General features: G+C 61.9%; 9 protein-coding genes. 5 read left to right on the top strand and 4 right to left on the bottom strand.

Features of this window, described 5'->3' with window-relative positions; genetic code table 11:
• Positions 1-247 precede the first annotated feature (247 nt).
• From ACM6I7_RS15300 to nagE, 5 genes are read left to right on the top strand one after another with little or no spacing between them, the layout of a single operon-like run.
• Positions 248-979, top strand: a complete 732-nt coding sequence (locus ACM6I7_RS15300) for a GntR family transcriptional regulator (RefSeq protein ID WP_027610964.1) — start codon at positions 248-250, stop codon at positions 977-979.
• A gap of 24 nt (positions 980-1,003) precedes the next feature.
• Complete coding sequence (gene nagA / locus ACM6I7_RS15305; RefSeq protein ID WP_330206305.1) at positions 1,004-2,110, top strand: N-acetylglucosamine-6-phosphate deacetylase; 1,107 nt, start codon at positions 1,004-1,006, stop codon at positions 2,108-2,110.
• Entirely contained in the window at positions 2,103-3,113 is a 1,011-nt protein-coding gene (locus ACM6I7_RS15310; protein WP_150370649.1) for an SIS domain-containing protein, read from the top strand. Before nagA ends, ACM6I7_RS15310 begins: the two co-directional genes overlap by 8 nt.
• A gap of 34 nt (positions 3,114-3,147) precedes the next feature.
• Positions 3,148-5,661: a phosphoenolpyruvate--protein phosphotransferase gene (ptsP, locus tag ACM6I7_RS15315; protein ID WP_414888821.1), complete on the top strand. Its 2,514-nt coding sequence runs from the start codon at positions 3,148-3,150 to the stop codon at positions 5,659-5,661.
• 35 nt (positions 5,662-5,696) lie between these two features.
• Positions 5,697-7,412, top strand: coding sequence for an N-acetylglucosamine-specific PTS transporter subunit IIBC (gene nagE / locus ACM6I7_RS15320; RefSeq protein WP_414888822.1), 1,716 nt, complete (start codon positions 5,697-5,699; stop codon positions 7,410-7,412).
• An 80-nt stretch (positions 7,413-7,492) separates the two neighbouring features.
• Here nagE and ACM6I7_RS15325 read toward each other — a convergent pair whose 3' ends face one another.
• The 4 genes from ACM6I7_RS15325 to purL form a co-directional block, all read right to left on the bottom strand.
• Positions 7,493-7,789, bottom strand: coding sequence for a hypothetical protein (locus ACM6I7_RS15325; RefSeq protein ID WP_414888823.1), 297 nt, complete (start codon positions 7,787-7,789; stop codon positions 7,493-7,495).
• Between the two features lie 244 nt (positions 7,790-8,033).
• Positions 8,034-8,396, bottom strand: a complete 363-nt coding sequence (locus ACM6I7_RS15330; protein ID WP_414888824.1) for a DUF6124 family protein — start codon at positions 8,394-8,396, stop codon at positions 8,034-8,036.
• A 1,147-nt stretch (positions 8,397-9,543) separates the two neighbouring features.
• Positions 9,544-9,855 carry a YqfO family protein gene (locus tag ACM6I7_RS15335; protein WP_150370326.1) on the bottom strand — a complete coding sequence of 104 codons (312 nt, stop codon included), beginning with the start codon at positions 9,853-9,855 and terminating at the stop codon, positions 9,544-9,546.
• A 5-nt stretch (positions 9,856-9,860) separates the two neighbouring features.
• The gene (gene purL, locus ACM6I7_RS15340; RefSeq protein ID WP_414888825.1) at positions 9,861-13,757 is read right to left on the bottom strand and encodes a phosphoribosylformylglycinamidine synthase; all 3,897 of its coding nucleotides are present in this window, start codon (positions 13,755-13,757) and stop codon (positions 9,861-9,863) included.
• Positions 13,758-13,788: the final 31 nt, after the last annotated feature.

Here is a 13,788-nt window from a genome sequence, read left to right on the forward strand (position 1 = left end):
AAAGATCGCAGCCTGCGGCAGCTCCTACAGGGTTGATACCACTTGCCACTGTAGGAGCTGCCGCAGGCTGCGATCTTTTGCGTTCTAAAGCCCACCCCTAATACCACTTCAAGCCACAACCCTCGAAACTCGCCATTTCATTGGGCTACACGCCAATTCCCCGCGTTGACATGGTATTCAAGTGGTATTAATTTCCGCCCCACAAGCGAGCCACAACAATCCTATACTCGCGTCGGAAATGACCTACATGAACGACCTCCAGGCCCTACGCCCAGATGACTCCCAGCCGACGCCGCTGTACCTGCAGCTGGCGCGCAATCTGGAATCGGCGATCCATTCCGGGCAGTGGAAGGCCGAGCAGGCGATGCCGTCCGAGCGCAACCTCAGCGAGCAACTGGGTATCTCCCGGGTCACCGCCCGCAAGGCGCTGGAAGTGCTGCTCGATCAAGGTCTGATCCGCCGCCTGCAAGGTTCCGGCACCTTCATCACACCCCGTCTGGAACAACCGCTGTCACGCCTCTCGGGCTTCAGCGAAATGCTTCGCCTCAAGGGTTTTGTCCCCAGCTCGCAGTGGCTGGAACGCGAAATCACCCTGCCGACTCACGAAGAACTGATCCGCCTGAGCCTGTCGCCGAACGACAAGGTCGCGCGCATGAAACGCCTGCGCAAGGCCGACGACACGGTGATGGCCATCGAGATGAGCACTCTGCCCGCCTCGATCATGCCCAAGCCGCACCTGGTCGGCGATTCACTCTACGAATACCTCGACGGCATCGGCAAACCGATCGTCCGCGCCCTGCAGCACATCCAGGCGATCAACGCCTCGGACGAGTTCGCCGCGCTGGTCGGCATCGCCCCCGGCACCGCCATGCTGCTGATGACCCGGGTCGGCTACCTCGAAGACAACACGCCGATCGAAGTCACCGACACCTATTGCCGCAACGACTACTACGACTTTGTTGCAGAGCTGCGTCGTTAAGAGCGGCCATAAGCGAGAACCGAAATGTCCGAAGACAACATCCTCACCGCCAGCGGCTGGGTTCGCGGCCGGCTGATCCACGAACACGGCAAAGTCGTGTCGATCGAAGGCGTGCCCTGCGATCCGGCCGACAATGATCTGCCCTACCTGCTGCCGGGTTTCATCGATCTGCACGTCCATGGCGGTGGTGGCAAAGACATCATGGAAGGCGCCAGCGCTTTCGAAACCATCACTCGCACCCACGTGCGCTTCGGCACCACTTCGCTGCTGGCCACCACCATGACCGCGCCGAGTGCCGAGATCTCCAGCGTGCTGAAAGAGGTCGGCGAGTTCTGCGAACAGCGTCCGCAAGGTGCCGCCCGCGTCCTCGGTGTGCATCTGGAGGGCCCGTACATCAACCCCGGAAAACTCGGCGCGCAACCGAACTTCGCCCACACCGCGTTGATGGCCGAGGTCGAGCAATACCTCGCGCTGGCGCCGATCCGGGTGATCACCATCGCCCCGGAAATCGCCGGTCACGACGGGTTGATTCGTGAACTGAGCAGCCGGGGCATCCGCATGCAGATCGGCCACACCCTCGGCAGCTACGAGGAAGGCGTCGCCGCTCTGGAGGCTGGCGCGACCAGTTTCACCCATTTGTACAACGCCATGAGTCCGCTGCATCACCGCGAACCGGGGATCGTCGGCGCCGCGCTGGCCCACGCCAAATTCGCCGAACTGATCCCGGACTTGCTGCACGTGCATCCCGGTGCGATCCGCGTGGCCCTGCGTTCGATCCCGTGCCTGTACTGCGTCACCGATTCGACCGCCGCCGCCGGCATGCCCGACGGTGAATACAAGCTCGGCAGCCACACCGTGACCAAATGCCTGGGCGGCGTGCGCCTGCCCGACGGCACGCTGGCCGGCAGCACGCTGACCATGGATCAGGCCCTGCGCAACCTGGTGAAGATCGGTCTGCCGATCGCCGAGGCTTCGCAGCGTCTATCGCAATTTCCCGCCGACTACCTCGGCATCACTGAACGCGGGCGCCTGCAACCGGGGGCCTGGGCCGACTGCGTGCGGCTGGATCGCTCGCTCACACTGACCGCCGTCATGGTCGAAGGAGAAGACATTGACTTCAAAAATGCTTGAAGAGGCGCTGTCCTCGTTCGAGGCCGTGCAAGCCCAATTGCAACAACTCGACCCGCAGATGATCGAGATCGCCGGGCGCCTGCGCCGTCAGCCACCACAAGTGGCGATGACCGTCGCGCGCGGCAGCTCCGACCACGCGGCGAGCTACTTCGCCTACCTGACCATGCAGCAACTGGGGGTGCCGGTGGCGTCGCTGCCGATGTCGGTGGTGACCATGCAGCAGGCGCCGCTGAAGGTCAGCGGTCAGGTGGCGTTCGCGTTCTCGCAATCGGGTCAGAGCCCGGATCTGGTCAACAGTCTGCGTCTGCTGCGCAAGCGCGGCGCACTGAGCGTATCGATGGTCAATGCCGCCGATTCGCCACTGGAAGCGGCGTGTGAATTCAGCCTGCCGTTGCTCGCCGGTATCGAAAGCAGCGTCGCCGCGACCAAGAGTTTCATCGCCACCCTGAGCGCCAGCGCCCGCCTGATCGCGCACTGGAAAGAAGACAGCGAACTGCTGGAAGCGCACAACGCCCTACCCGAAGGCCTGCGCGACGCGGCGCAACAGGACTGGAGCGCGGCCATCGATGCCTTGCAAGATTGCGAACGGCTGATGGTCATTGGCCGTGGTGCCGGTTTCGCCATCGCTCAGGAAGCCGCGCTGAAATTCAAGGAAACCTCGGCGATCCAGGCCGAAGCCTTCAGCAGTGCCGAAGTCCGTCACGGCCCGATGGCGCTGATCGACGAACACTACCCGCTGCTGGTGTTCGCTCCACGCGGTGCCGAACAGGCGGGCCTCATCAGCCTCGCGGCAGAGATGCGTCAACGCGGCGCTCGCGTGTTGCTGGCCGCGCCGGACGACATCCTCGAACGCGACCTGACCCTGAGCCGCGCCGAACACCCAGCCCTCGACCCGATTCTGGCGATCCAGAGCTTCTACGTGATGGCCGCAGGTCTCGCCGTGGCCCGTGGCATGGACCCGGATCAGCCGCGCCACCTGAGCAAAGTGACCCGTACGCACTAAGCCCGAATGACTGCACACCTGATGAGACCGAGCCATGCACAACAACAATAAAGAGCTGACCCTCAGCGCCCCGCTCAGCGGCCCGGTGCTCACGCTCGCCAAAGTCCCGGACGCGGTGTTCGCCAGCGGCGCGATGGGTGACGGCATCGCCATCGACCCGCTGAATGACACCCTGTATTCGCCCTGCGCCGGGGAGATCATCCACGTCGCCCGCACCGGCCACGCGCTGACCGTGCGCGCCGACAACGGCGCGGAAATCCTTCTGCACCTGGGCCTCGATACCGTTGAACTGAACGGCGAAGGCTTCTCGATGCTGGTCAAGGAAGGCACGCGGGTCAGCAACGGCCAGCCGTTGTTGCGCTATGACCTGGACAAGGTCGGCCAGCAGTGCAAAAGCCTGGTCAGCCTGTTGATCCTGACCAACAGCCAGGATTTCCAGGTGCGCCCGATCACACTCAAAGCGGTGAAGGTCGGCGAGCCGTTGCTGCACATTATTGCCCGCAACGGTGCGGCTGCGAATGTTGAAGAAACTGGCGGGCCTGAGGTGCGTGGGCAAGTGTTGGTGGCTCATCGCGGCGGTCTGCATGCGCGCCCTGCCGCACTGATTCGGCAGACCGCACAAGGCTTCAAGAGCCAGTCGCAGCTGCACTTCGCTGGTAAGTCGGCGCCGTGCAACAGCCTGATCGGGCTGATGGGACTGGCCATCGGCGAGCAGGATGAGGTGCAGGTCAGCTGTCAGGGGCCGGACGCCGAAGCCGCGCTGCAAGCCTTGCTCAATGCCTTGGCGACCGCCCTGCCCGATGATCATCACGCTGCTGCACCGGTCAACGCCGCACCGCGCAAACGCCCCGCCGAGGCTGGCGTATTGCAGGGTGTGTGCGCCGCACCGGGTCTGGTCGGCGGGCCGCTGTTTCGCCTGAACGCGATCAGCCTGCCGGCAGATGCGGGCAATCATGCTCCGCTTGAGCAACTGCAGAAACTTGAAAGCGCGCTGAATCAGGTTCGCGGCGAAATCAACGCTACCCTCGCCCAAGCGAAAAAGCACAAGAGCACCGACGAAGAAGCGATCTTCGCCGCGCACCTGGCACTGCTCGAAGACCCGGCCCTGCTCGACGCCGCGCAGCATGCTATCGACCAAGGCACAGCGGCGACCCACGCGTGGAGCCAGTCGATCGACGTGCAGTGCGAAGTGCTGCAACACACCGGCAGTGCGCTGCTGGCCGAACGCGCCAACGACCTGCGCGACCTCAAGCAACGTGTCCTGCGCGCCCTGCTCGGCGAAGCCTGGCATTACGAAGTGCCGGCCGGGGCCATCGTCGCTGCGCATGAACTGACGCCGTCGGATCTGCTGCAACTCAGCGCGCAAGGTGTCGCCGGGTTGTGCATGGCCGAGGGCGGCGCGACGTCGCACGTGGCGATTCTGGCGCGCGGCAAAGGTCTGCCTTGCCTGGTTGCACTGGGCGCCGCTTTACTCGATCAAGCACAAGGTCAGTCGGTGGTGCTGGATGCCGATGGCGGTCGCCTCGAACTGGCGCCGAGCACCGAACGCCTGGCCGAAGTACAACAGGCGCAAATCGAGCGTCAGCAACGCCGCGATGCGCAACAGGCCAAGGCGCATCTGCCCGCTGAAACCCGCAATGGCGTGGCGATCGAAGTGGTCGCCAATGTCGCCTCCAGCCATGAAGCGGCAGACGCCTTTGCCAACGGCGCCGATGGCGTCGGCCTGCTGCGCACCGAGTTTCTGTTCGTCGACCGGCAGACCGCGCCGGACGTCGAAGAGCAGCGCATCGCCTATCAAGCCGTGCTCGATGCCATGGGCGAGCACTCGGTGATCATCCGCACCATCGACGTCGGCGGCGACAAGCAACTCGACTACCTGCCGCTGCCCGCCGAAGCCAACCCGGTCTTGGGTCTGCGCGGCATTCGTCTGGCACAGGCCCGTCCGGAAATCCTCGATCAGCAACTGCGCGCACTGCTGCAAGTCAGCCCGCTGCGCCGTTGCCGGATCCTGTTGCCGATGGTCACCGAAGTCGATGAACTGCTGCACATCCGTCAGCGGGTCGATGCGCTGTGCCTGGAGTTGGGCATTAATCAGCGCCCGGAAATCGGCGTGATGATCGAAGTCCCCGCCGCCGCGCTGCAAGCCGAACAACTGGCCGAGCACGCCGACTTTCTCTCGATCGGTACCAACGATCTATCGCAATACACCTTGGCCATGGACCGCGACCACGCAGGTCTCGCCGCTCGCGTCGATGCCCTGCACCCGGCGTTGCTGCGGCTGATCGCCATGACCTGCGCAGGCGCGGCGGTGCACAAACGCTGGGTTGGCGTGTGCGGTGCCCTCGCCTCCGATCCACTGGCGACACCAGTGCTGATCGGCCTCGGCGTGACCGAGCTGTCGGTGAGCCCGGTGCAAATCGGTGAAATCAAGGATCGCGTGCGCCAGTTGCACGAGGCCGAATGCCAACGCCTCAGCCTCGACCTGTTGAAACTCAACAGCGCCGCTGCGGTACGTCACGCCTGCCACCAGCATTGGCCTCTGCACTAACAACAAGCTCTCTATAAAGAGCAGGGAGAACCACCATGTACCAACTCTTCATCGAAGGCCTGCAACGCCTCGGCCGCGCGCTGATGCTGCCGATCGCGATCCTGCCGATTGCCGGCCTGCTGCTGCGTCTGGGTGACACCGACCTGCTGAACATCGCGATCATCCACGATGCTGGGCAAGTGATCTTCGCCAACCTGGCAATGATCTTCGCCATCGGCATCGCTGTCGGTTTCGCCAAGGACAACAACGGCACCGCAGGCCTGGCCGGGGTGATCGGTTACCTGGTGATGATCTCCACGCTCAAGGTGCTCGACCCGAGCATCAACATGGGCATGCTCGCCGGGATTGTCAGCGGCCTGATGGCCGGCGCGCTGTACAACCGCTTCAAGGACATCAAGCTGCCGGAGTACCTGGCATTCTTCGGCGGCCGGCGCTTCGTGCCGATCGTCACCGGTTTCGCCGCCGTCGCGCTGGGCGTGGTGTTCGGCTACATCTGGCCGCCGATCCAGCACGGCATCAACAGCTTCGGCGCCTTGATGATGGAAAGTGGCAGCATTGGTGCGTTCGTGTTTGGCGTGTTCAACCGCCTGCTGATCGTCACCGGCCTGCACCACATCCTCAACAACATGGCGTGGTTCGTATTCGGCAACTTCACCGACCCGACCACCGGAGCGTTAGTCACCGGTGACCTGTCACGCTACTTCGCCGGCGATCCGAAGGGCGGCCAGTTCATGACCGGCATGTTCCCGATGATGATCTTCGGCCTGCCCGCCGCATGCCTGGCGATGTACCGCAACGCGTTGCCGGAGCGCCGCAAGGTGATGGGCGGGATCTTCCTGTCGATGGCCCTGACGTCGTTTCTGACCGGGGTGACCGAGCCCATTGAATTCGCCTTCATGTTCCTCGCACCCTTGCTGTATCTGCTGCATGCGCTGCTGACCGGGTTGTCGATGGCGATCACCAATGCGCTGAACATCCACCTCGGTTTTACCTTCTCCGGCGGCTTCATCGACATGGTGCTGGGTTGGGGGCGCTCGACCAATGGCTGGCTGGTGATTCCGGTCGGGTTGGCCTATGCCGTGGTGTATTACGCGGTGTTTGATTTCTGTATTCGTCGTTTCAATCTGAAGACGCCGGGGCGTGAGGATGTGGCGGCGGCTGACAAGGCAGTTCTCACCGAGAACGAGCGCGCTGCGGCTTACATCAAAGCCTTGGGCGGTGCCGAGAACCTGGTCACCGTTGGCGCCTGCACGACTCGTCTGCGCCTGGAAATGGTCGATCGCAACAAAGCATCCGATGCCGATCTGAAAGCGCTGGGTGCGATGGCGGTTGTGCGTCCGGGCAAGGGCGGCAGCTTGCAGGTAGTGGTCGGGCCACTGGCCGACAGCATCGCCGACGAAATCCGCCTCGCCATGCCGGCGCTGGGGCGTGCGTTGGTGGCTGCGCCTGCGGTGGTGGTCGAGGAATCGAAGGCTGCATTGGTCACTGCACCGGAAGCCCAACAATGGCTGACTGCCTTGGGCGGTAGCGAGAATGTGCTGCAACTGGACTGCATCGCCCTGACCCGCATTCGCCTGCAACTGGTCGATGGTAAAGCGTTGTCCGAGGCTCAGTTGAAAGAGCTGGGTTGCCAGGGTGTCAGCCCGCTGGAGGGTGGGGTCTGGCATTTGTTGATTGGCGAGAAAGCGGCGAGTTTGAGTGGGGCGATTGAGGCGTTGGTTAAACGGAGTGAGGTCAGCGCCAAGGTATAACCCACGGCAAAATTCACCAGCCTCACTGATAAACGAAACGCCGCTGGGCTGTGGAGCTCAGCGGCTTTTTTATCGGATGTTTACTTGACGGTGACGATGAACGTACGCGGTGCGGAGATACCAGCCCGTCCTTTGGCAGTAATCGCATGCCTGCTCACTGACAAAGCCGTCAAGATAAAGTGCCAAGTGCCTGCAGCGTCAGCGACAACTCGCCCCTTCAAAGTAGCACCGTCGAAAATCTGGAGTTCATCGCCGGCAGACGCCAAGCCGCTCGACTGCACAACAGTGGAGGAGGTCGTACCGCCGTTTGGAATCTCCTCGCCTTGGCTGTCTTTCATGGAGGTAATTACCGGCACAGTGTTTTTTTCAGTAGACATAGCAAAATCCTTCTTACCTGTTGTGAATGGAAGTCTCATCAGACAGAAGTTTGCCGAATCGCACCACTGTCAGAAATTACAGGTAAGCGGTGGTTTCCGATGATTGGTCATCATCAAGACGAACCTAAGCATTGAATCCAAAACTTGATCGCCGACGGCCCGCTCCCACGTGAGGTCTCAATTCCCCAAAAAGGATATGAGATCCGCGACGGGACGAGCCGGTTTGCAATGATCATCCGATGAATCAGGTTTGCGGATCGACTCGATCCAGCGCTCGATTTACCGCCAGTTCGGCGAGCATGACGATTTGCTGGATCGCCAGTGCGGTGCTGCGTTGCAGGCCGCTGAGTTCGCTGGCGAAGTTGCTGGCCATGGCACTGGCGCAGGCCAACGATTCGTAGGCGTGGGCCAGCAGGGTTTCGGTGTCGATGCTGGGGTTGACCAGGAACATTGTGCTGGGCTGATGCGCCTGAGCGGATTGCGGGGTGAAGTAGAAATCGACAGCGCGCTTGATGGCTTCACGGTCTTTCGTCAGGTCTTCAACCCGGATGGCGTCTACGGGTGGTGCTATGGTTTCGTTGGGTGGGTCGGGGATCAGTTTGTCCATCGAACAAGTCCTTTTAAGTGTTGTAGCCACTTGTTCCCGATCTCACTCGAAGAAGAGGTGGCAGCTATGTACGGAGTGAGATTACCGGTAAGGACCCCAAATCCGGCCGGACCGAAGTCCGCCCGTACATAGCCGCCATAATGAATTGCTGACAGCGAAAGCTGGCCGCAATTATGGGGGCACTTGTCTGGGGATCCAAATCGGGTATCTCACCTCCCGGTCGCTGAATTGGCAGCGACAGACGAAGCCTAGAGACCGGACGTCCGAGGGACAACCTGAAAACCTTGTGGGAAGCTTCTGGTAATTCCACACACTCTTAAACACAAAACATCCCGTGTAGGAGCTGCCGAAGGCTCGGGCCGCGTTCGGACGATCTTTTGATCTGCCCTTTGACTGTAAAAAACCAAAGTCAAAAGATCGCAGCCTTCGGCAGCTCCTACAGGTGAGTACTGCACCAGATAGAGACTGGTCGGCTGTCAGGCCGCCATCGCTGGCAAGCCAGGCTCCCACAGGAGTTGTGGGCATCTGCAATGGATCAGTGAGCTATCAGGACGCCTTCGCGAGCAAGCCCGCTCCCACAGTTTGAACCCGGTGTATTCAGGTAGAGATTGGTCGGCTGTCAGGCCACCTTCGCCAGCAAGCTGGCTCCTGCAATTTAGCAAGCGCACACCCCATGCGGCGAAGCCGCCCCACTCCAGGATGAGCGCAAGCTCGGCTGTCGCTCTTGATCTTGATCCACGGGCGACGTCGGAAGGCTGAGTGGAGGGATTGATCCGGGCGTGGGAGCGCAGCGACCGTTTGGCGCAGCCAAACACAGCGAGAGGAGGTGCAGCGAAGCAAACCGGAGGCGCTGCGCCCGGATCAATACCGGAGCGAAGGGACCCCGAGCCTCAGCGAGCGGGCCGAACGCAGGAGCAAGCGTTTTGGGTTACTTTTTAGGCGTTTGTAAAAAGTGACTCGCCGTAAGGGCGAAACCGCCAGCCGCTGCACCCGAAGCAACGGATATTCACACAGTCAGCCAGAGCATGGTCGCCTGTCAGGGCGCCATCGCGAGCAGGCTCACTCCTACAGAAAAGCAAATCGCAGGCAACAAAAAACCCGCAGACAATTACTCATCTGCGGGCTTCCCGTTCCAGCGGCAGAAAGATCAGAAATCCTCCAGCCGCCACACCTCATAAGCCGGCGTCTCGTAAGGGTGGCTCAACTTCAAAGCAGCCACCACATCACCAATCAAAGCGTCACAAACCACAAGCTCAACCTTCCATTCCTCGACCCGCTCAACCTGCCCCGCCTCACCAATGAACGGCTGACTGCCGTGCAAAGGCCGAAACTGACCAGACCCAAGCACCTGCCAAGCACAGTGGTCATAGTCCCCGATCCGCCCACCACCGGCAGCGAATACAGCGTCCTTGACCACCTCGACATGACTGTCAGGAACAAAAAACCCGAGCTTGTACACGACGCTTAGTTCACCCAGACGCGAGCATTACGGAACATGCGCATCCAAGGAGCATCCTCGGTCCAGTCTTCCGAACGCCACGAGTTCTGCACCGCGCGGAACACCCGCTCCGGGTGCGGCATCATGATCGTCACACGACCGTCGCGGCTGGTGAGACCGGTAATCCCGCGCGGCGAGCCGTTCGGGTTGGCCGGGTAGGCTTCGGTGACCTTGCCGTGGTTGTCGACGAAACGCATCGCCACGCAACCGGACAGATCGGCTTCCAGCAAGGCTTCTTCGCTGGAGAACTCGGCATGGCCTTCACCGTGAGCGATGGCGATCGGCATACGCGAACCGGCCATGCCCTGCAGGAAGATCGAGTTCGATTCCTGGATCTGCACCATCGCCACGCGCGCTTCGAACTGCTCGGAGCGGTTGCGCACGAAATGCGGCCAGAACTCGCTGCCCGGGATCAGCTCGTGCAGGTTGGACATCATCTGGCAACCGTTGCACACACCGAGGGTGAAGCTGTCGTTACGCTCGAAGAAGCCCTGGAACGCATCGCGGGCACGGCTGTTGAACAGCGCCGACTTGGCCCAGCCTTCACCGGCGCCGAGTACGTCGCCGTAGGAGAAGCCACCGCAGGCCACCAGACCTTTGAACTCGTTCAGGTCGACGCGGCCAGCGAGAATGTCGCTCATGTGCACGTCGATCGCGTTGAAACCGGCGCGGTCGAACGCTGCCGCCATTTCCACCTGACCGTTGACGCCCTGCTCACGCAGCACGGCAACCTGTGGGCGGATGCCTTTCTTGATGTAAGGCGCTGCGATGTCCTGGTTGACGTCGAAGCTCAGCTTGACGCTCAGGCCCGGGTTGTCTTCTTCCAGCAGCGCGTCGAATTCTTGCTCGGCGCAGTCGGCGTTGTCACGCAGACGCTGGATCTGGTAGCTGGTCTCGGCCCACTGACGTTGCAGCAGACGACGCTGACCTTCGAACACCGTGTCACCGTTGAAGGTGATGTTGATCTGGCCATTGTTGATCGGCTGACCGATCACCGACACGCAGTCGCCCAGACCGGCCGCGCTGAACTGCGCGAGGATGTCTGGCGTGGCGTCCTGACGAACCTGAATCACCGCACCCAGTTCTTCGTTGAACAGGATCGCAGCGATTTCTGCCGAGTTTTCGGCAACGCTGTCCAGGTTCAGGCTCAGACCGCAGTGGCCGGCAAAAGCCATTTCCACCACGGAGGTCAGCAGACCACCGTCGGAACGGTCGTGGTAAGCCAGCAGGTGACCGTCGGCGTTGAGGCCCTGGATCACTGCGAAGAAGGCCTTCAGGTCCTCGGCGTCATCGACGTCCGGCGCGTGCTTGCCGAGCTTGCCGTGCACCTGGGCAAGGATCGAAGCACCCATACGGTTCTGACCGCGACCGAGGTCGATCAGGATCAGGTCAGTGGTGCCCTTGTCCATGCGCAGTTCCGGGGTCAGGGTCTGACGGATGTCAGCCACTGGGGCGAAACCGGTCACGATCAGCGACATCGGCGAGGTCACGGTTTTTTCTTCACCGTTATCGTTCCAGCGGGTGGCCATGGACATCGAGTCCTTGCCGACCGGAATGGTGATGCCCAGCTCAGGGCACAGTTCCATGCCGACCGCTTTCACGGTGTCGTACAGACGCGCGTCTTCGCCCGGGTGGCCGGCAGCGGACATCCAGTTCGCCGACAGTTTGATGTCGGAGATCTTGTTGATGCGCGAAGCGGCAATGTTGGTCAGGGTTTCGCCGATGGCCATGCGGCCCGACGCCGGAGCGTTCAGCAACGCCAGCGGAGTCCGCTCGCCCATCGCCATCGCTTCACCGGTGTAGACGTCGAAGCTGGTGGCGGTAACTGCGACGTCGGCCACCGGAACCTGCCATGGGCCAACCATCTGGTCACGGGCCACAAGGCCAGTGATGGTGCGGTCGCCGATGGTGATCAGGAAGCTTTTGCTCGCCACGGCCGGGTGATGCAGGACGCGCTCGATGGATTCGCTGATGTCGAGGTTCGACGGATCGAAATCGTCGCCCAGCTCGGCTTCGCGAACCACCGAACGGTGCATGCGTGGGGCCTTGCCCAGCAACACTTCCAGTGGCATGTCCACCGGGTTGTTGCCGAAGTGGCTGTCCGTCACGGTCAGTTGCGGCTCGGCAGTGGCTTCGCCGACCACGGCGAACGGGCAGCGCTCACGTTCGCAGATCGCCTTGAAGCGCTCGAAGTCGGCCGGGCCGACCGCCAGAACGTAACGTTCCTGAGATTCGTTGGACCAGATTTCGTGCGGGGCCATGCCCGGCTCGTCATTTGGAATGTTGCGCAGTTCGAAACGGCCACCACGGTCGCCGTCGTTGACCAGTTCAGGGAAGGCGTTGGACAGACCGCCCGCACCCACGTCGTGGATGAAGCTGATCGGGTTCTTGTCGCCCAACTGCCAGCAACGGTCGATGACTTCCTGGCAGCGACGCTCCATCTCAGGGTTTTCACGCTGTACGGAAGCGAAGTCGAGATCCGCCGAGCTGGTGCCGGTGGCCATCGAGGACGCAGCACCGCCGCCCAGACCGATCAGCATTGCCGGGCCGCCAAGCACGATCAGCTTGGAGCCGACCAGAATCTCGCCTTTCTTGACGTGTTCTTCACGGATGTTGCCCATGCCGCCGGCGAGCATGATCGGCTTGTGGTAGCCACGAACTTCGTCACCGTGCGGGGTGGTGATCGACTGTTCGAAGGTACGGAAGTAGCCAGTCAGGGCCGGACGACCGAATTCGTTGTTGAACGCGGCGCCGCCCAGCGGGCCTTCGATCATGATGTCCAGCGCGGTAACGATGCGCTCAGGCTTGCCGTACGGCACTTCCCACGGCTGTTCGAAGCCCGGGATCTGCAGGTTGGACACGGTGAAACCGGTCAGGCCGGCCTTTGGCTTGGCGCCACGACCGGTTGCACCTTCGTCGCGAATCTCGCCACCGGAACCGGTGGACGCGCCCGGGAACGGGGCGATCGCGGTCGGGTGGTTGTGGGTTTCGACCTTCATCAGGATGTGCACCGGCTCCTGCACCGCGCCGTACTGGCGGGTTTCCGGATCCGGGAAGAAGCGGCCGGCGACGTTACCGACGATCACCGAAGCGTTGTCCTTATAAGCGGACAGCACGCCTTCGTTGTGCATCTGATAGGTGTTCTTGATCATGCCGAACAGGCTTTTTTCCTGGCTTTCGCCGTCAATATCCCAACTGGCGTTGAAGATCTTGTGGCGGCAGTGCTCGGAGTTGGCCTGGGCGAACATCATCAGTTCGATGTCGTGCGGGTTGCGCTTGAGACCGTTGAAGGCGTTGACCAGGTAGTCGATCTCGTCTTCGGCCAGGGCCAGGCCCAGCTCGGTGTTGGCTTTTTCCAGCGCGGCGCGGCCGCCACCGAGAATGTCGATCGCGGTCAGCGGCTTAGGCTCGGCGTGGCTGAACAGACCGGCGGCCTGTTCCAGATTGCCCAGAACGATCTGGGTCATGCGGTCATGCAGCACGTCGGCGATTTGCTGGGCTTCGGCGTCGCTGAACTGGCCGGCCACGTAGAACGCGATGCCGCGCTCCAGGCGCTGGATCTTGCTCAGGCCGCAGTTGCGAGCGATGTCGCTGGCCTTGCTCGACCATGGCGAGATGGTGCCGAAACGCGGCAACACCAGAAACAGACGGCCGGTCGGCTCTTGTACCGGAACGCTTGGGCCGTACTTCAGAAGGCGCGCAAGCACCTGCTGTTCGTCGCCGGTCAGGACGCCGGTGACTTCGGCGAAGTGAGCGAATTCAGCATACAGGCCACTGACAGCTGGAACCTTCTGGCTCAGTTGCTCAAGGAGTTTGCTGTGGCGAAAGGCAGAAAGGGCAGGAGCGCCGCGCAGGATCAACATCTTCGGGACAGCCTCGGGAAGGGGTGTGCTT

The organism is Pseudomonas sp. IT-93MI4 (assembly GCF_949767635.1).
In the GTDB taxonomy this organism is placed as follows: domain Bacteria; phylum Pseudomonadota; class Gammaproteobacteria; order Pseudomonadales; family Pseudomonadaceae; genus Aquipseudomonas; species Aquipseudomonas putida_A.